Annotated in this window: 17 protein-coding genes; 11 read left to right on the top strand and 6 right to left on the bottom strand. The window is 48.4% G+C overall.

From position 1 onward, the window contains the following. Positions 1–29 precede the first annotated feature (29 nt). The gene (gene nusB / locus P2W70_RS19735; RefSeq protein WP_276483235.1) at positions 30–956 is read right to left on the bottom strand and encodes a transcription antitermination factor NusB; all 927 of its coding nucleotides are present in this window, start codon (positions 954–956) and stop codon (positions 30–32) included. 416 nt (positions 957–1,372) lie between these two features. Between nusB and P2W70_RS19730 the strand changes: the two genes are divergently transcribed. The 3 genes from P2W70_RS19730 (at position 1,373) to P2W70_RS19720 (ending at position 4,060) form a co-directional block, all read left to right on the top strand. After that, positions 1,373–1,654, top strand: a complete 282-nt coding sequence (locus P2W70_RS19730) for a co-chaperone GroES (protein ID WP_275825428.1) — start codon at positions 1,373–1,375, stop codon at positions 1,652–1,654. Positions 1,655–1,705: 51 nt separating this feature from the next. After that, positions 1,706–3,346: a chaperonin GroEL gene (gene groL / locus P2W70_RS19725; protein WP_276483234.1), complete on the top strand. Its 1,641-nt coding sequence runs from the start codon at positions 1,706–1,708 to the stop codon at positions 3,344–3,346. Between the two features lie 252 nt (positions 3,347–3,598). Next, positions 3,599–4,060, top strand: coding sequence for a nuclear transport factor 2 family protein (locus P2W70_RS19720; RefSeq protein WP_276483233.1), 462 nt, complete (start codon positions 3,599–3,601; stop codon positions 4,058–4,060). A 128-nt stretch (positions 4,061–4,188) separates the two neighbouring features. Here the strand turns inward: P2W70_RS19720 and P2W70_RS19715 are convergent, their stop codons facing one another. Next, a complete protein-coding gene (locus P2W70_RS19715) occupies positions 4,189–5,373 on the bottom strand; it encodes a hypothetical protein (protein ID WP_276483232.1) in 1,185 nt (394 codons plus the stop codon). A 251-nt stretch (positions 5,374–5,624) separates the two neighbouring features. Then, positions 5,625–6,056 carry an Hsp20/alpha crystallin family protein gene (locus P2W70_RS19710; protein ID WP_276483231.1) on the bottom strand — a complete coding sequence of 144 codons (432 nt, stop codon included), beginning with the start codon at positions 6,054–6,056 and terminating at the stop codon, positions 5,625–5,627. 240 nt (positions 6,057–6,296) lie between these two features. Here P2W70_RS19710 and P2W70_RS19705 point away from each other — a divergent pair, with 240 nt between their 5' ends. From P2W70_RS19705 to P2W70_RS19695, 3 genes are all read left to right on the top strand, one after another. Then, positions 6,297–6,710, top strand: coding sequence for a BrxA/BrxB family bacilliredoxin (locus P2W70_RS19705; protein WP_276483230.1), 414 nt, complete (start codon positions 6,297–6,299; stop codon positions 6,708–6,710). A 183-nt stretch (positions 6,711–6,893) separates the two neighbouring features. After that, entirely contained in the window at positions 6,894–8,210 is a 1,317-nt protein-coding gene (locus tag P2W70_RS19700) for a prolipoprotein diacylglyceryl transferase (RefSeq protein ID WP_276483229.1), read from the top strand. A 298-nt stretch (positions 8,211–8,508) separates the two neighbouring features. Next, a complete protein-coding gene (locus P2W70_RS19695; RefSeq protein ID WP_276483228.1) occupies positions 8,509–10,989 on the top strand; it encodes an outer membrane beta-barrel family protein in 2,481 nt (826 codons plus the stop codon). Between the two features lie 778 nt (positions 10,990–11,767). Here P2W70_RS19695 and P2W70_RS19690 read toward each other — a convergent pair. After that, positions 11,768–12,535 (bottom strand): metallophosphoesterase, encoded by a 768-nt coding sequence (locus P2W70_RS19690; protein ID WP_276483227.1) that lies wholly within the window; start codon positions 12,533–12,535, stop codon positions 11,768–11,770. A gap of 75 nt (positions 12,536–12,610) precedes the next feature. On the opposite strand from P2W70_RS19690, the gene P2W70_RS19685 reads away from it, so the two are divergent. The 5 genes from P2W70_RS19685 (at position 12,611) to P2W70_RS19665 (ending at position 17,202) form a co-directional block, all read left to right on the top strand. Beyond that, positions 12,611–13,102 carry a YajQ family cyclic di-GMP-binding protein gene (locus tag P2W70_RS19685; RefSeq protein WP_276483226.1) on the top strand — a complete coding sequence of 164 codons (492 nt, stop codon included), beginning with the start codon at positions 12,611–12,613 and terminating at the stop codon, positions 13,100–13,102. A 1,126-nt stretch (positions 13,103–14,228) separates the two neighbouring features. After that, positions 14,229–14,480, top strand: coding sequence for a type B 50S ribosomal protein L31 (locus P2W70_RS19680; protein WP_276483225.1), 252 nt, complete (start codon positions 14,229–14,231; stop codon positions 14,478–14,480). 250 nt (positions 14,481–14,730) lie between these two features. Beyond that, positions 14,731–15,786, top strand: a complete 1,056-nt coding sequence (locus P2W70_RS19675; protein ID WP_276483224.1) for a putative sugar nucleotidyl transferase — start codon at positions 14,731–14,733, stop codon at positions 15,784–15,786. Between the two features lie 15 nt (positions 15,787–15,801). Continuing rightward, positions 15,802–16,563 (top strand): triose-phosphate isomerase, encoded by a 762-nt coding sequence (gene tpiA / locus P2W70_RS19670; protein ID WP_276483223.1) that lies wholly within the window; start codon positions 15,802–15,804, stop codon positions 16,561–16,563. A gap of 219 nt (positions 16,564–16,782) precedes the next feature. Next, positions 16,783–17,202 carry a hemerythrin domain-containing protein gene (locus tag P2W70_RS19665; RefSeq protein WP_276483222.1) on the top strand — a complete coding sequence of 140 codons (420 nt, stop codon included), beginning with the start codon at positions 16,783–16,785 and terminating at the stop codon, positions 17,200–17,202. Positions 17,203–17,231: 29 nt separating this feature from the next. Here the strand turns inward: P2W70_RS19665 and P2W70_RS19660 are convergent, their stop codons facing one another. After that, a complete protein-coding gene (locus P2W70_RS19660) occupies positions 17,232–17,801 on the bottom strand; it encodes a hypothetical protein (protein ID WP_276483221.1) in 570 nt (189 codons plus the stop codon). Positions 17,802–17,814: 13 nt separating this feature from the next. After that, positions 17,815–18,858: an agmatinase family protein gene (locus P2W70_RS19655; RefSeq protein ID WP_276483220.1), complete on the bottom strand. Its 1,044-nt coding sequence runs from the start codon at positions 18,856–18,858 to the stop codon at positions 17,815–17,817. Between the last annotated feature and the right edge of the window lie 173 nt (positions 18,859–19,031).

Raw genomic sequence — 19,031 nt, 5'->3', positions numbered from 1 at the left:
ATTATTGATGGGGTATTTGAAATCTTCGATTAAGATGGTTTGAAAGCCACTTTATGCATCCGGTCATCCTTCACCAGGTCCTTGTGAATATTGTCCAGGATACCATTTACAAACTGACCGCTCTGGGGGGTACTGTATTCCTTCGCCAGGTCGATGTATTCGTTGATGGTGACCTTGGGCGGGATGGTTTCAAAGAACAGGAATTCACACACACCCATCCGCATCAGGATCATATCGAGTACAGCGATCCGCTCGGGATCCCAGTTCTTCAGCTTGGGTTTGATCAGCTCCATGGTCACGTCCTTCTTGCCGATCACCGTCTCCAGCAGTCCTTTGCCAAACAGCCATTTCTCCCGGCTGATCAACTCCTGGAAGTTGAAAGCAGCTGGCTTGTTGAGAAAGTTCTGTACCAACACGCGCAGCATGTCCGCATCATCGTCCCAATTGGTAAAGTTCTCTTCCACATAGCTGGTGAAGGCCTCATTGGGCAACAACAGGTCGTTGAAGATGAATTCGAGGATCGTTTTCTCGTCTTTCTTATCCCGTCCTGCTACTGCAATATATTGCTGGTATTGGTCTGTATCGACCAGTTGCCAGTAAAGTTTACGTAACATGTCAGGACTGTCCAGTAATTCTGGTCTTGTTTCCTTGACGGCTTTCTGGTAAGAAGGGTATTCGAGGATCTTCCACAGCAGTTCGTTGCCGGCCAGTTTGATGTTCACGTTCAGGTCTTCCTTGGAGGGAAGGTGTTTGCTGGCGCGGTTGCGTGAGTCGGTTTCTGCATAGCGTGCTACCTCTAAGAGCGAATGAATGAGGAACACAAAGAGCTGGTGGGTCTGGTCGAAATGTTTCTGGAGGAGCTTAAACGGATCGCCTGGTTTTTCATTCGTTTCCTGGCTTTCTACGGAATAGAGGGCCTGCATTACCTTCACACGGATGTTTCTTCTGCTGATCATGCTAAGAGCTTATTTTGAACCGGCAAAACTAACGTTTTCCGGTGGAATAAGGAATTTGGATACCGGAAATAGGGGTGAATGCCAGCGGTTTCCGCACGGAAAGGTTTCCAATATACTGCCAGCAGCCCGGCCTGCCGGCGGACTGACAAACAAGGTGGTCTGCCAACTTTCGTTGCAACATTGATCCGCTGCCTGCTAATTTGGCATTGAAGCTGAGGCGAATAGCCTGCTTCGCGCGGTACTCCCTGTCAGCCTTACGGTTAGAAGCTGAAAAAATGACCTGTAAATCCGGTTTGGTATGGATTATGTTTACCTTTGCGGACTTTCCACCGGGGCTATTCCCGGACAGAAAGGCGTTTGAACCACTATTTAAACATTAGTAATCAATTTCACCAAAATCAAAAAACTGATAAACTATGGCTAAGAAGCTTAATGTTACCCCCTTGCACGACCGGGTAATTGTGAAACCCGCTAAAGCGGAAGAGAAAACTGCCGGAGGTATCATCATCCCCGACACTGCCAAAGAGAAGCCCCAGCGCGGTACCGTGGTAGCTGCAGGTCCTGGTAAGAAAGACGAGCCGGTAACAGTTAAGGTAGGTGACACCGTATTATATGGTAAATATTCCGGAACAGAAATCCAGATCGAAGGTGATGATCTGCTGATCATGAGAGAGAGCGATATCTTAGCGATCGTTTAATCTTTTTTATCTCGCATTTCCAATTATTCAAATTCTCAAATCAAGAATATCATGGCAAAACAACTGTTCTTCGATATCGAAGCACGCAATAAAATGAAAAGAGGAGTTGATGTCCTCGCAAACGCCGTTAAGGTAACTTTAGGTCCTAAAGGCCGTAACGTAGTGTTGGAAAAGAAATTTGGCGCTCCTGCTATCACTAAGGATGGTGTGACTGTAGCCAAAGAAATCGAACTGGAAGACCCCATCGAGAACATGGGCGCTCAAATGGTGAAAGAAGTAGCTTCCAAAACCGCTGATATCGCTGGTGATGGTACTACTACGGCTACCGTTCTGGCTCAGGCGATCATCGCTGAAGGTCTGAAGAACGTAGCTGCAGGCGCCAACCCCATGGACCTGAAGCGTGGTATCGACAAGGCTGTTACTGCTGTTGTTGCCAACTTGGCCAGCCAGTCTCAGGTTGTAGGTTCCGACAAAAGAAAGATCGAGCAGGTTGCTACCATCTCTGCCAACAACGACGAAGCAATCGGTAAGCTGATCGCTGAAGCGTTTGGTAAAGTAGGTAAAGAAGGTGTGATCACTGTAGAAGAAGCAAAAGGCACTGAAACTACCGTTGACGTAGTAGAAGGTATGCAATTCGACCGCGGTTATATCTCTCCTTATTTCGTTACCAACAGCGAAAAAATGGAAGCTGAACTGCAGAACCCTTATATCCTGATCTACGACAAGAAGATCAGCGCTATGAAGGATATCCTTCACATCCTGGAGAAGGTTGCACAAAGCGGCCGTCCCCTGGTGATCATCGCTGAAGACCTGGAAGGTGAAGCACTCGCTACACTCGTAGTGAACAAGCTCCGCGGAACCCTGAAAGTAGCAGCTGTAAAGGCTCCTGGTTTCGGTGATCGTCGTAAAGAAATGCTCCAGGATATCGCTACCCTGACCAAGGGTATCGTGATCAGCGAAGAGCAAGGTTACAAGCTGGAAAACGCTGACCTGAGCTACCTCGGTACCGCGGCTTCTATGACCATCGACAAAGACAACACCACTGTTGTTGGCGGCAAGGGTAAGAAAGAAGAAATCGCAGCCCGTGTAAACCAGATCAAAGCACAGATCGAAGTAACTACTTCCGACTACGATAAAGAAAAATTACAAGAGCGTCTCGCTAAGTTGAGCGGTGGTGTGGCTGTACTGTACGTAGGTGCTGCTACTGAAGTAGAAATGAAAGAGAAGAAAGACCGTGTTGACGACGCCCTGCACGCTACCCGCGCTGCTGTTGAAGAAGGCATCGTTCCTGGTGGTGGTATCGCGTACATCCGCGCTATCGCTGGTCTGGACAAGCTGAAGACTGCGGCTAACGAAGATGAGCAAACTGGTATCGCGATCGTTAAGCGCGCTATCGAAGAGCCCCTGCGTCAGATCGTGTTCAACAGTGGTATCGAAGGCAGCATCGTGGTACAAAAGGTGAAAGAAGGTCAGGCTGACTACGGTTTCAACGCTCGCACAGAGAAGTATGAGAACCTGTTCAAGGCTGGCGTTATCGATCCTACTAAGGTATCGCGCATCGCTCTGGAAAATGCCGCTTCAATCGCCGGTATGTTGCTCACTACTGAGTGTGTAATTGCCGACAAGCCTAAGAAAGAAGAGCCCCATGTACATGGTGGTGGCGCTCCTGGTATGGGCGGTATGGACTACTAAGATCATCCGTTTTACGGAACTATATCGAATCCCGCTGTTTCGCTCGTCGAGGCAGCGGGATTTCTTATTGGTGCCCTTACCGTTTGCCCGTCTTTACCGGCAGGCCCCTTCATATCGGCAGGCGATTGCGTTGCTTCAGAAGTCGTTATGCCCAATTCTGTACAATTGCGACAACGGTCGTTGCCGCCCGTATAAATCCCCGCCAACGGCTGTCCGGCTCCTTTATATTTATGGCTCCTTAATGTAATCAACATGAACAAAAGAATGCTGTTGTGCCTGCTGGCTTTCGTAGGTATGAGCCACCTGAGCCAGGCCCAGAAAGCCGAAGATTCTGTGAAAGCGACGATCAATCAATTGTTTGAAGGCATGAAAAGCGCCAATGCCTCGATGGTGCAGGGCGCTTTTGCCGACAGTGCCGTACTGCAAACCATTATTACCCGTAATCGGGAAGGCAGAACGGTGATCAGGAATGAGCAGGTCAGCGCGTTTGCTGATTTTGTAGGTAAGCAAAAGGCCGGAGCGGCCGATGAACGCATCCAATTCGAAACCATTCGCATCGATGGCCCGCTGGCTATTGTATGGACGCCCTACAAATTCTATTTCAACGGCAGTTTCAGTCATTGCGGGGTCAACTCCTTTCAACTGGTTCGCCTCAATGGCCAGTGGAAGATCCAGTACCTGATCGATACCCGCCGCAAAGAACCTTGTGAGTAGAGAGGGATGGAGCCACGGCTCCTCCGGCAGCGCGCGACGGCTTTTGAGGCATTGTGCTGTGCCGGACAAATAAAAGGGCCATCCCGTCTGGAATGGCCCTTTTGTATGAATAGGGGAGTCTGGTGCTGTTATTTCTTCAACCGGTATTTTCTGCGCACTTTAGGGCTGTCGAAATAGTCGTTCAATTCCCGTTCTGTCATGTCGTTGGTGATCTCGATGGGGACATCGATCAGCTGCACCTGTATCTGCTTGAGCTCATCTTTTAGCTTGGCCGTTTTCCGGCTGATGTCCGGATCACGTTCGCCGACCAGGGTTTGATCCTTGACCATATAGTCAAGCCGCTTGATGGCAGCACGCACGGAAGAGGCCTGGTTCTGATCGAACACCTTTTGAGGGGCTACGGCTTCTTTGATCGGTACCAGTGATACGCCGACGCTGGGCAGGATCTTGCCGGTTTTCTGGGTGCCAGCGCTGGTCGCCGAACTCATGATGGTACCAGTTAATGCCGTGGTAGAACTAGTGATGTCAAACCCCGTCCGAGCATTTTTGGTTTTCTTGACGCCTTTATCCAATTGTACAAAGGTGTATTTCAGCTGTAAAATATAGGTTTCAATATTACGGGCCGACAACTTGTATTCCTGCAGCGCAAAAGGATAATTGAGGGCATCTTTTACGATCACCCTGACTGTTGCCGTATCGCGAACCATAAAGCGGTTGGTGCCGATAAAGCTGAGAATCAGGATCCGCTCCTTGCCGGGATCGGTTTCCTTCACAAAGTCGAAGGGGGGAGACCAGATGAAGTCGTCCTCACATTTCTTGACGTTGGTGTATCCCTTCATGGGCAGGTTGGCCAGCATGGTAATGTTCTCGATCGGGAAGCTGCCAAACTCACACTGTACTTTGAAAGCCAGGGTGTCGCCTTCTTCGATCGTAATGGTAGAGCTGATGGACGGCTTGACCCGGGCCGGTACGATCTCGGTGTTGTAGAACACGATCACGAAGGAGGTGTCTACCCGTTCGGCCGGATTGTCCAGGCTCTGTACCCCCAGGTTTACCCGGTACTCATTGTCGTACCGCAGTTTACCGCTCAGGAAGTAAGATTTTTCAGCTTTAAAAGTGAGCGTACCATTGTCTTTACTGATCCGCAGGCCCACGGGGGAGTTGCGGAGGTACCAATAATACTTGGATTCATCCTTATTGATCTCCAGCCGGTAAATGAGGGTGGAGTCTACATGGAGTGTAAAATAAGGATTGAGGTTCTTGATGCGCAATAGCATGTCTGCCGAGTCCTGGTGCGTGGGTGGGAGGGCCACCGTGTCAACAGATTTCGGAATAGTGTCAGTCAGTCGATCTTGCGCCGTTAACCAAACTGTGGGTGCGATCATACATACGATCAACACCAGCCATTTTTTTGCGAAGGGATTTGGACTTATCATGTTGTAAAATCGTGGCCGAAGTTAATAACAAAACAATAAAAAACCCATCCCGATTGATATCGGGATGGGACTAATAACCAAAACCAACTGCTTATGAAAAAAGTTTATGAAATATTTAAAGCCTTTGCTTACTGAATGTTAATTTGTTTAACACTTGCTTTAGGCTGTTCCTTCTTGGGCAGATGCAGTTTCAACACGCCTTGCTCATACTTAGCCTGGATATTGTCTACATCGATGTTCTCATCTACCGTGAAGCTTCTTTTAAAGCTGCGTGTTGCAAATTCCCGGCGCACGGTCTTGTAGCCTTCTTCCTTAGTTTCTTCTTTCTTTTCGTAACCGATGGTCAGCAGACCTTCTTCTACTTTGATCTGAAAGTCTTCTTTGGCCAAACCGGGTGCGCTCAACTCAACATGATATGCATCTTGTGTTTCATGAATGTTGACGGGGGGATTGTGCAGGGAACTGTCTTTCCAGGTAGCCGGAAACTGATTGAACAGTTCATCAAATACATTATTGAAAACTCTGTTAGCGGGACGGTTGTTAAACTTTACCTGTGTCATAGTCTTATGCTTTTTTTGTTTTTGAAAGATTGTACAGCCCCATGTCCAAATGGTGTACCAGTGCCAAAATCAGAGGTTTGGTCAGACAAAATGGAAGGAAATGAGTGGCTGGTAAGACAAGTTGGCGGTTTGTGTTGGGTTTATGGTGACATAAGGGCAGTTTATCCATTTCAAAACAAGGCGTCAACTTTTTGCGTAGATTTGCGTTCTAACAATTGAACTTAAAAACATACAATAATTATGTATCCAGCTGAAATAGTGCAGCCCATGAAAGAGGAGCTGACGGATTATGGCTTCACCGAATTACTGACCCCTGCTGATGTTGACACGCAAGTTGCTCAGCAAGGAACGACGCTCGTAATGATCAATTCTGTATGTGGTTGCTCGGCGGGATCTGCCCGTCCAGGTGTATTGATGGCTGTCGCTAATGCCAGCAAGAAACCCGACCACCTGACCACCAGCTTTGCTGGATTCGATGTAGATGCGATCAAGAAGCTGCGCGAGCACCTGTTGCCTTATCCTCCGTCTTCTCCAGCGATTGCGCTGTTTAAAGATGGCCAACTGGTTCATTTTATCGAGCGTCATCAGATAGAAGGACGCCCGGCACAAATGATTGCGCACAACCTGATCGGTGCTTTTGATCAGTACTGCTAACCGGTTTCAAAGGCCCGGTCACAAGCGGCCTTTATGAAATGGAATTATGCTGATTAAATCAGCTTTGTTCATAGTGATAAACCTTCCCATTCCTGGGAGGGTTTTTTATTGCTGGAACCTTTTACTTATCATTGCACATTCAAATCCTATAACCGTTCTCATTAAATTCAACTACGCTCTTCCATGTATCCCAATTTATATTATGCTTTTCGTGATCTGTTTGGCCTTGAATTAAAAGCGTTGCGCTTTGTGAATTCATTTGGGTTCTTTGTGGCCCTTTCTTTCCTGGCCGCCGCCTGGGTGCTTACGCACGAACTGAAGCGCAAAGAGCGGGCAGGGTTGCTGGGGTATCAGGAAGTAAAGATCGTAGTGGGCAAGCCGGCTTCATTGGCCGATCTGCTCCTCAATTTTATATTGGGTTTTATCCTGGGCTTCAAAATACTGGGCCTGTTCTTGTCGAAGGATCCTGCTGCTGAAGATCCGCAAGCCTTTATCTTCTCCGGAGCGGGCAACTGGCCGCTGGGTATTGCCCTCGGCGTCGTGTTTGCTGGTATCAAATGGTGGGAAAAGAACAAGCAAAAGCTTGCCAAGCCCGAAGAGCGTACCGTGCGTATCTGGCCCCATGACCGGGTAGGAGACCTGGTGATCTATGCGGCGCTGTTTGGTTTCCTGGGCGCCAAGATCTTCCATAACCTCGAAAACTGGAATGAGTTCTGGGCCAGTCCGATCGAGGCCCTGCTGTCGTTCAGTGGTCTTACTTTTTATGGTGGATTGATCTGCGCAGCGGTGGCTATTTATTTCTATGCGCGCAAACACAAGATCGGTTTCCGTCATTTATGCGATGCGGTAGCGCCGGGCCTGATGATCGCGTATGCCATTGGCCGTATTGGTTGCCAGGTGGCAGGTGATGGTGACTGGGGCATTCTCAACAGCGCCTATATCACAACACCGGAAGCGAAAGTGCAACTGGCAGATACCACCCAGTTCAGAACGACGCTGGAGGCCAACAACCGATTTTACCTGAAGACTTTCCAGGCACAGTCGCTGGACCAGATCCATCACAAATCGGTGAAAGCGCCTTCCTGGCTGCCCGACTGGATGGTGGCCTACAACTATCCCCACAACGTGATCAATGAGGGTACGCCCATCGCCGGTTGTACCGATCCTCAATATTGCAATCAATTGCCCATCCCGGTGTATCCGACACCCTTTTATGAGTCGGTAGCGGGCTTCCTGTTGTTTTTCCTGTTGTGGTCGCTGCGCGGCCGCCTGAAAGTGCCGGGTACCATCTTTGCGGTGTACCTGATGGTGAATGGGTTGGAGCGTTTCTTTATAGAAAAAATTCGGGTCAACACTACCTATTCTATCTTTGGTTTTCACCCTACCCAGGCAGAGCTCATCTCCACGGGGTTGGTCATTACGGGTCTCATATTATATTATGTATTGACCCGGAAGAAAATTGCCGATTCGGCAGTGCTGGAAAAAGAGATCAAAGGATAAGGGCAGGTGTTATTATTGAATATAAACACATTACATATCAAAAGCGGGTTTATGCCCGCTTTTTTTGTGCCCGGGCAGGTTTCTGCCATTCATCCCCGAATGCCTGCCGCTCATCCCAACCTGCCACCTGCCTGTAACCTTCTCCGCCGCTCTGCGTCCTATTATCGTTCCCCGTTATTTACCGAACATCAGTATTAGCAGCCATCTGACACTTGGCAATGTACTATGTAACACATAGTACCTACTTTTGGACTGTAATAGCAAAGACAAAGTATTCAACTTCATAAAGAGTATAGCCATGAGAACAAAACTGATCTTAGCATCGATGATGCTGACTGCCGTGCATTTTGTAGCCGAAGCCCAACAGAAGGCTGGCAAAATCACAGGGTCAATCGGTGGCGGCGACAAAGCCGCTGTGCAAGCCGCCACCGTTTCCTTATTAAAAGCCAAAGACTCCGCTGTAGCTAAAATTTCCGTATCAGACAAGACAGGCCAATTCGCTTTCGAGAACGTCCAGGAGGGTAAATACCTGCTCCTGGTGTCTGCCGTTGGTCATGAAAAGAAATATACCAGCGCCTTTGAAATGGCTGGTTCCGACGTAGCCGTCGGTAGCATTGCGCTGATCGCCGTTTCCAAAGACCTGAAGTCCGTCACCGTAACTGCCAGCAGGCCGATGATCGAGCAAAAGATCGACCGCACCGTGGTGAATGTAGAAGCCCAGGTTACCAATGTAGGCGCTAATGCGCTCGAAGTGCTGGAAAAAGCCCCTGGTGTGCAAGTTGACAAGGATGGCAATATCAGCCTGAAAGGCAAGCAGGGTGTGGTCGTGATGATGGATGGACGTCCTACTTACCTCACCGGCGCGGAACTCGCCAACCTGCTGAAAGGTATGCAGGCCTCTCAGCTCGATCAGATCGAGATCATGACCAACCCGCCCGCCAAATATGATGCAGCCGGTAACTCGGGCATCATCAACATCAAGACCAAGAAGAACAAGGTTAAAGGTTTCAATGGTAGCGTGACTGCCGGCGTTGGCCAGGGTGTTTATTTCAAGACCAACGAAAGTATGAGCCTCAACTACCGCGATGGTAAGGTGAACCTGTTCAGCAATTATAGCTTTGGGTACAATGAGAATTTCCAGCAGCTGGACATCTACCGCCGCTTCAAGAATCCCGATGCCTCTACCCGCGCCATCTTCGAGCAGGTTGCCTTTATGAAAAGGAAGAACCGCAACAACAACCTGAAATTGGGCATGGATTATTACCTGACCAATAAAACCACCCTGGGTGTGGTGTTGAGTGGCGCCTTCAATCCGGAAGAAAGCGATGGTCGTAATACCAGCTATCTTAAGAACCCTCAATCGCTGGTCGATTCCATCAATACCGCCGATTCCTATATCAAAGAAGTATGGAAGAATGTAAGCGTCAACCTGAACCTGCGTCACCAGTTCGATTCTACAGGTCGCGAGTTGAGTGCCGACGTAGATTATATCCGCTACGATGCTACCAACGATCAGCGTTTCGTGAATACCACGTATGATCCTAAATGGGTAAAGCGCTACGATGAGCTGCTGAATGGCGACCTGCCTTTGTCGATCAATATCTATTCTGGTAAAGTGGATTATACACATCCGCTGAAAGGCCAGGCGAAACTGGAACTAGGGGTGAAGTCAAGCTATGTGAACACCGATAACAGTGCTAATTATTTCCAGTATGCCGGTGGTCAGTGGGAAGCGGATCTGCAGAAGACCAACTTCTTTACCTATAAAGAGAATATCAATGCTGCCTATGTCAGCCTGAACAAACAACTTAACAAGAAATGGGGTATACAGGCGGGTCTTCGGTTTGAAAACACCAACCTGGAAGGCCGCCAAACAGACATCAACGTCAATAAACCCGATTCTTCTTTCAAGCGCACCTATAATGGATTTTTCCCTACGGTTTATATAAGTTACAATGCCAATAAGGACAACCAGTTTGGCGTTTCTTTCGGTCGTCGTATCGATCGTCCCTCTTACGAGAACCTGAACCCTTTCCTGTTCTTCATCGATAAGTTCACCTATGGTTCCGGCAACCCCTTCCTGAAGCCACAGTATTCCAACAACTACGAAGTGACACATATCTACAAGGGATTCCTGACTACGACGTTGAACTATAGCCTGACAAAAGACCTGTTCAATGAAACGTTCAGCCAGGAAGAACTGGCCAACGGTGACAAGGGCTATGCCACCATCGTTCGCCAGGGTAATATCGGTCGCCGGGAAAATGCAGGGGCGTCGGTGAGCGTGCAGCTGCCTGTTGCCAAATGGTACACGATGATGGTGTACACCAATTACAACTATACCAAGTACAGTGGTGTGCTGAATGGCGAACAACTGGATGTGCAGGCGGGTAACCTGATGGTGAACATGAACAACCAGTTCAAGTTCAACAAAGGCTGGAGCGCCGAACTGAGTGGCTGGTACCGCACCAAAGGTCCCGAAGGACAGATCCTGCTGGAAGCTTTTGGACAAATGTCGGCTGGTATTGCCAAGCAGGTGTTGAAGAGCAAAGGCACTGTTAAACTGAACGTACGCGATATCTTCTATACACAACAGCCCCGGGGCGATATCAATTTCCAGGAAACGGAAGCCCGCTTCAGGAACTATCGGGATAGCCGGGTGGTCAATGTCACCTTTACGTATCGCTTTGGTAAGCCTTTGAAGAATGGCAACGGTCAGCAACGCAAGAAAGGGGGTGCTGGCGACGAACAGAATCGTGTAAAAGGTGGTGGGGAATAACGCAACCGTTTGCGGGTGCTAACGGCCAATCACACAACCGAAATCATCGCAAGGCATACCACTTTCCGGTAATTGTTGCCTGGTATGAGGATTGCAACACAAAACGTGTTTCCCAAATTGAACCGTTTGACGTCAAATGGGAAAGTGCATCACCTCGGAAAGAAAGTAGCATGAAAAACAAACAGATCAAGTAGCCGCAGGGAAGTCAGTGACCATCGATCCGGATGATATTGGGGGTAAAAAATATTCAGGCGGAAAAGATGGTCGCTGACCATGTGAGGGATGTTAATGAACCGTTATTGATACGGTAATTCGGTTGCTAAATGCGTTTAGTGGTGGACATTTGACTTGTTGCTCTTTTAAATCGATTGGTGCTGCTTTTGGAAAATTTTAACAGGTGTTGGTACAACCTTTTCTTTTTAAAATGGTCTTATATATATAGCCAACGATGAAGAAAATTATACTGATAGCGATAGCACTAATGTACCTGGTAGGATGTGGAATTTCGTACATGTAAAATAAAATGGACAGTGCCGTCGTTTATAGATTGTTCGAATGATGCAGCAAAGGACCGGGAACAAAGCAGATCGACAAACGTTATTCTTATATAAAGCAATTATAAATTTTTTCTCATAAGCAGTTAGTTTTGGTTAACGGGCCCCATGTCTATGGGGCCTTTTTCATGTACCTACCTTACTGATTCTCCCGTTCATGGAATGAATTACCGCACAGGGAATGCCATGCTACAAATGGGAATTTGTACAAATGCGGGAATTGATTACCGGTAGGAGACTTTATAGAGCTCATTAACCGGATCCGATTGCCAATATTCATGGGTGGCTACATTCATGATGGTAATTCTTCCTCCTCCTCCGCCTCCTGTATCGATATTGTAAATATTGGCCGCTTTCATGGGTTGGTCGGTATCCCACATCAGCGTGCGGGTATGACCGATGAATACTTCCTGAAAGGGTGTATCCATATGGAATTTTGTCTTCCTGATTCTGCGGCGGTTGGTGGCTTCCCAGGATAGTGCCTGCAGCCATAGGTGGCGATCCCAGTAATAGATCTCTTTGGGTTGGATGTTGATGGGGAGCGTTCTGTCGAACCCGGCATGTACATAGCAGTTGTTGAGGCCATCGATATGGAATAATCGTTGCGCGGCAAAGAAGGCACGGTGGGAGCGTGGTATCTCCGCGGGCTGCAGGGCGCTGGCGGGTGTATTGCCGTACAGGGGGATCAATCCTTCCATGCCCAGCGCCTTGAGGTAGGAGCGTAGGGTGCCTTCGCCGCCTTGCGCCCAGGATTGAGGGTGGAGCCCGGTTTCCAGGAAGTGGAAAAACCATTGGTCATGGTTGCCCCGGATCGCCACGTGGTTGTCGATCTTCAGCAATTCTTCTACACAATCATAGACCTCATCGTACCCATCGGCGATATCACCCAGCTGTATCAGGGTATCTTGCCGGTAGTTGAACCCGGCCCGTTGCAGGCATTGCACCATGGCTTTGTGGGCGCCATGGATATCTCCCATTACATAGGTGTTCATCGCAGGAAAGATTTCTCCGGCAAATTAGCATATTATGTTTTGGATACATTCCCTAGCTTTGCGCAAAATGTTGCCATGCCCTCATTCGACATCGTTAGTAAAGTAGACGCCCAGGCATTGGACAATGCCGTCAACGTAACCAGTAAAGAGATCACCAACCGGTATGATTTTAAAGGTACCCATGTGGTGGTCAACCTGGATAAAAAGGAATTCAAGATCAAACTCGAGACCGAAGACGAGATGAAAATGGGTCAGCTGGTCGATGTGCTGATCAATCGTGCCCACAAGCAAGGTATAGTTCCCCAGGCTTTCGATACGTCTAAAGAGCCTTTCCCCAGCGGTAAATTGATCAAGCAGGAGATCAGTGTGCGCAACGGCCTGAAGCAGGAAGATGCCAAAAAGATCGTGAAGCTGATCAAGGATTCGGGCCTGAAGGTGCAGGTAGCAATCATGGACGATATGGTACGGGTAACCGGCAAAAAGATCGATGACCTGCAAGAGGTGATCGCGCTGTGCCGGGGTGCTGAACTGGGCCTGGCGCTGCAGTACGAGAATATGCGGAGTTAGGTCCCGATGTGCATAACCAGGTGCAGAACTGGTGCATATCGAAGCCGGTGAAAATTTGGAATCAGCCTATTCGTAATAGTATCTTAGATGTAGATAGTCGCTCAAAATTCAATCAAAAGTGTTGAGAGCGCAAACAAAAGCATTGGATTAGTAAACTATACAAGCCTACGCAAGTATAGACTATTAACCCGGTGCTTTTTTGTTTTTATGGTTCTGTGTCGCATGGTGCAGGCATCCACTATCCCAGAAACGTCCTGGCCTATGTTTGAGTTGCCGGTTTATTTGTAGCTGAAAGCGGTATTAACTACCTGTTTGAGGTAATTAGGGGGCTTTTTCGGTAAAAAGGGTGTTTTTTTGAAAACTTGGTGGATCTATGCGGATAATTTCGTATATTTAGGCGTAAGCTTTTAGACTCCAATAGGTTACCAATTGCCCGGTGATAGCCTACAGTATGCCTGCATATTGCCTACACACCGGGAAAACATGGCCTCCGCTCATTGAGCGGCCAGGCAATGTGTAGGCAATCCGTAGGCAATCTGCAGACAGTATGGGGATACTATGCTGTTAACTCACAGGCCGTATTTCCTGCCACTGCCTCCTTTCTGACAGGTCTGCCACCTGCACGAAACTCCCCGGAAACTCCTAGTACACTCGAACTGCTATATAGAGGATCCATACCAGTAGTATACCAGTGTCATACCAGTAGTATAGGAGTAGTACCGCCGTGGGAAGGTGGTGGGATAGAAAATCAGGGGCACCACAACAAGTTAAAGGTTACGTAAAGCGTCTTATTGCCGGTTGTAGCAGGCTGCAATTGGTCATTAAAAGACTTTAATCGACGAATGGTAGTGTTTTCTCTTAAGTTTTCTTTAACTTACTGGTCTGCAACCTGTGCGCAATGGTATCCATCTTTATAATGAATTGAGGCAACGCAAACGATTGAGTACAGGAAAACGATTGACCTTAGTCAATAAACAGTGTTGTAACTGTAATTTTGTTAAAGTTAAATTGGCCGTGAATTGAATTAAATTTAATTTGGCGGTAAGACAGTCGGGAAGTAATTTTGCGGCTTTGTTAATATTAAAACTGTACGGCAAAATCCGTACAACCTTTAAATCAGAGAGTTATGAAAAAAGGCCTCCATCCCGAAAGTTATCGGTTCGTTGTTTTCAAGGACATGAGTAATGGCACAATGTTTTTGAACCGTTCTACGGCTCCTACAAAAGAGACGATTAAGTATGATGATGGGAACGAGTATCCCCTGATCAAGTTAGAAATTTCGAGCACTTCGCATCCTTTCTACACTGGTCAGAATGTGTTGGTTGACACAGCCGGTAGAATTGACAAGTTCAAAAAACGTTACGAAAAGAAGAAATAAGCTTAACTTCAGCATAACATTTTTTGTTTTTCATGGCTATACTTTCCCTTTCCTATTCTTAGGAGAGGGACTATTTTTTTAGGCCTATCCCAGTCAGTTTTTTTAAGTTTCACCCGCATTCAGCTGACGCCTTTCTCCGTTCTAGACGCCCCTGTTTTCTTTTATCTTCCCCGCTCACTGGAATCAGGATTGCATAGCAGGATGTATTACATTTGAAACCCAGTCGGTAGACTGTCCAATTTTTTACGCTATGGTATTCCTGAATGACAAAGAAGTACGCCAGCATTTATTCCCTTTTACAGAAGTACGACCCACCTCCGATATCCGTATCGGTATCCTGACGATCCGAGAAAAGTGGGAGGGCCTGCTTGGACAGCCTGTGCAGGTGGTGGGTGATGACCAGCAGGTGGCTTCACCCGATGCAGCCCTGTTTGCCTCCAATATCATCCCTTCCGCCCGTTTCATCGCTTCGCTGCAGCAAGACGATAAAACGCTGAAAAAGGATCCGGACTGGGAGGCCATCAAGATCCTGCAGTATCCCTGGCATATTTTCGAATGGAATGACTGGGCCCTGCGCGAAGATTTTGCCCTGGTCACCAAAGACCGGGTAGGGCAGGTGATCCCTGAAAGCGTGCAGGTGATCAATGCCAAAGACATATTTATCGAGCCCGGTGCCCGCCTCAGCCATTGTATGCTCAATGCATCTACCGGACCTATCTATATTGGCAAAGATGCCGAAGTGATGGAGGGAAGTTTTATCCGCGGGCCTTTCTCCCTGGGAGAAGGCGCCGTCGTGAAGATGGGTAGTAAGATCTATGGAGCTACAACCATCGGACCTTATTGCACGGTGGGGGGCGAGATCAAGAATTGCGTGTTCTTTGGCTACTCCAATAAAGCCCATGATGGATACCTGGGCGACGCGGTGATCGCCGAGTGGTGCAACCTGGGCGCGGGTACCTCCAACTCGAATTTGAAGAACAATGCCACCGATGTAAAGGTGTGGCACAATGCGTCGAAAGACTATATCCGCGCGGGCATGAAATGCGGTCTGCTCATGGGCGATTATTCACGTGCTGCCATCAATACTTCTTTTAACACCGGTACGGTGACGGGCGTTTGCGCCAATATCTTTGGCGAGGGGTTGACGCCTAAATTCATACCCAGTTTTACCTGGGGCAGCAAGGCGTTGTCACGCTATGAGTTTGAAAAAGCCCTGTCTGATATCAGTAACTGGAAAAAACTGAAAAAACGGGAACTCACAGATGCGGAAGCAAAGCAATTGAAACATATTTTTGAGCAATCATAAAAATCAACCAATCTCATGCGTAAACAAATTGCTGCTGCGAACTGGAAAATGAATTGTACCTACCAGCAGGGAGAAGAGTTACTGGATAATATCCTGAGCGAAAAGATCGCGCTGGCCGATCACCAGCAGGTGGTTTTTGCCGTGCCTTTCCCTTACCTGATCATGGCCAATAGCGAGGTAGCTGACGAGAAGAACTATTTCATAGCAGCACAGAATTGTTACAACAAAAAATCCGGCGCTTATACCGGCGAGGTATCGGCAGAAATGCTGCATTCCATCGGTATCAAATATTGTGTTCTGGGGCATAGCGAGCGTCGTGAATACTTCCAGGAAAGCAATAAGGCTTTGGCTGAAAAGCTGGACCTCTGCCTGGAAAACGGCATTACACCCATCTTTTGTTGCGGCGAACCTTTGTCGATCCGCGAAGCGGGTACACAAAACAGCTTTGTAGAAGTGCAATTGAAAGAATCCCTGTTTCACCTGCCAGAAAATGTGATCTCGAAGATCGTGATCGCATATGAACCCATCTGGGCGATCGGAACAGGTAAAACGGCTACCTCCGACCAGGCGCAGGAGATGCATGCGCATTTGCGTAGTGTACTGGCCAAGCAATACGGTCCGGTACTGGCCAACACCATCCCCATCCTGTATGGTGGCAGTGTGAAAGCCAATAATGCGGCGGATATTTTTTCCCGTCCCGATGTAGATGGTGGACTGGTAGGCGGCGCCTCCCTGAGTGCTGCTGAATTTATCGCGATCATCAAAGCATTGAAATAAATCATAGCCTGGTACACTGGCCGGTAGCGCCCGCTATCGGCCTGTGTGCTGGTTCCCGTTTGCCAACTCTCGGAACTGCCAACTCCCCGATTGCCAGCTCCCCGCATTTCCTGGTGCCCGCTGCCTTTTCTCCCCACTGGCCAAATAATGTTAAAGTTTTCCACATTCAACGGATATGGAGTAAAAATTGAATAAGCAAGGTCAAAGGAGGGATTTATCATGGAGCGTAACGCCGTATTAAAACCATATTTGGACCGCCTGGCCTATGAGCGCGAAACCTGCACCCGTCTGCTGGGTTTATTTCTATCCGGCAAGAACAGGGAGGGCGTCAGGACGGAAATCGTCAATTTCTGGAAGAATGATCTGCGCAAACATGTGGATGCCGAAGAAGCACGGCTGATCCCTTTTCTGATCCAACACCACTTCAACGAACAGTTTACTGCATTGCTGCACCGGGAGCACGATACGATCCGTATACTGGGCGAAAGATTGTCGGGTAATGAAGGGAATGATTACCCCTTCGAGGTGTTCATTAAACTGGTGCACCAGCATCTGTTGTTTGAAGACAATGTCGTGTTTACGCATATCGAGCAAACAATTCCAGCACCTGAGCTCGCGCAATTGAAACTGGTTGCCTGACGGCATTGAGGAGCGGTGACAGAGGTCGTTTACCGGGAGGCTTGTGAAGAAGTTGCTTTACTGAGTTGGTGACGGCAATAGGCGTTGAATTCTTCTTCGTCGGCGTCATCCTCTTCGTCATCTTCTACCTCTCGTTGCAGTATTTTGTTGTTGGTGAAGTCGAGGGTGAGCAATCCATCTTTCAGTACGATATTGTCGAACTGGCTCCACTGGTACCTTTTTTTGAACAGGGAGTTGACGACGATCTCTTTGTCGGCGAAGCCAATTTCCAGGGCGTATTTTGCCTGGTATTCGAGTAAGGCCAAAATGATAAGCACGAAGGTGAGCCATTGAAAGTAGGGCATCTTCATCCATACGAGCGCGGCGATCAGCAAGGCGCGCGAGTAATATACTTTTTTGCCTTTGGATGCCTGCACCACATTCCAGACCAGTACCGCTACCACGGCGATGGACCCTACGAGATAGGCCACATGCACGCCTGCCGACAGCAGCATTTCCCGTACAAAAAACAGCACAGACAAAATAGCCAGCAATAGACCGATGAGGTCGATGCTCCTGGTCTGTTTATTTTTCAGACTTACAACGTATTGGTAGATCATGTGTCGGGGTAGCTTATTGGTTGCAAGCTACCAGTAAATTACTTAACTTCCATAAAACACGGGCACCAACATTCGCATCCCATTCGTTTTCGCCAACGCCCACTTCCGTGAGGTCGAATCCGATGAAATGGCGGCCGCTTTTAATGACTTTTTTCAGTAAGTAATACACCTGTTGGGCTTCGAAGCCACCGGGCACGGGCGTGCCGGTATTGGGGCAGAGTTTCGGGTCAAGACCATCGATGTCGAAGCTGAGGAAAACATGTTCCGGCAGTTGTTCAACGATCTCATCCACGATGTCTTTCCAGCACTCGCCTTCATAGATCCTTTCTTTGATCGTTTTATCGAGGTAGGTGACCACCCGGTCCTTGTTGTTGCAGATATAGTTCCATTCTTCTTCGCAATAGTCACGGACACCAGCCTGTACCAGTTTGGTGAGCTGTGGTACTTCGCGCAGGGCGTTGTACATGATACTCGCATGGCTGTAGCGGAATCCTTCGTAGTTTTCGCGCAGGTCGCAGTGCGCATCGATCTGCAGGATACCGAAGGAGGGGTATCGTTCCGCGATCGATTTATAATACCCGAGGGCCGTGCTGTGGTCGCCGCCCAGCAGTGCCACTAGTTTTCCCTGCTCGAGCAATTCTTTGGTTTGTTCGTATACCCAGGTATTCAGGTTGGCAGCGCCTTCATTGATCTCTTTGAGGGATTTGCACATGAAGGAGTTCTTGGCCACCTCATCTCCTTTGGAAATATAATCGATGAGTAGTTCTGCTTCTTTGCGGAGGTAATCGCTTTTCAGCAGCACCTTTTTGTCGGGACTGCGCATGAAGAAGCCCTGTTTCCAGGCATCCTGCACATCGGCGTCGTAGAGGTCCACGTGCATACTCGCTTTGAAAATATGGTCTGCCGCCCGGGCGGTGCCTGCGCTGCAACTGACCGTTACCTCCCAGGGCACGGGTAATATTACAAGTCGGGCATCTTCTTCTGTGAAGGGTAATCCAAAGATGTTGTTATTCGGATTACTAACTGCGTTGGGATCAAAATGCGATAGGTCTGTCATTGTTGAAGAGGTCTCTTCTTTAAAAACGCCGTGCAAGGTAGCACAGTATTAGATAGAAGCAAAATTATCTCTTTGCGTTGCATACGGGCGTTCGTAAGGGGAGGAAAGGCAATGAGGGGAGGGCGGGGATCGGCCCAGGCAACGAGGGGGAGGAAGGCAATGAGGCACAAAGG

This window comes from Paraflavitalea pollutisoli, from assembly GCF_029360705.1.
Taxonomy (GTDB): Bacteria; Bacteroidota; Bacteroidia; order Chitinophagales; family Chitinophagaceae; genus Paraflavitalea; species Paraflavitalea pollutisoli.
This window is presented reverse-complemented; position numbering and strand designations above follow the sequence as displayed.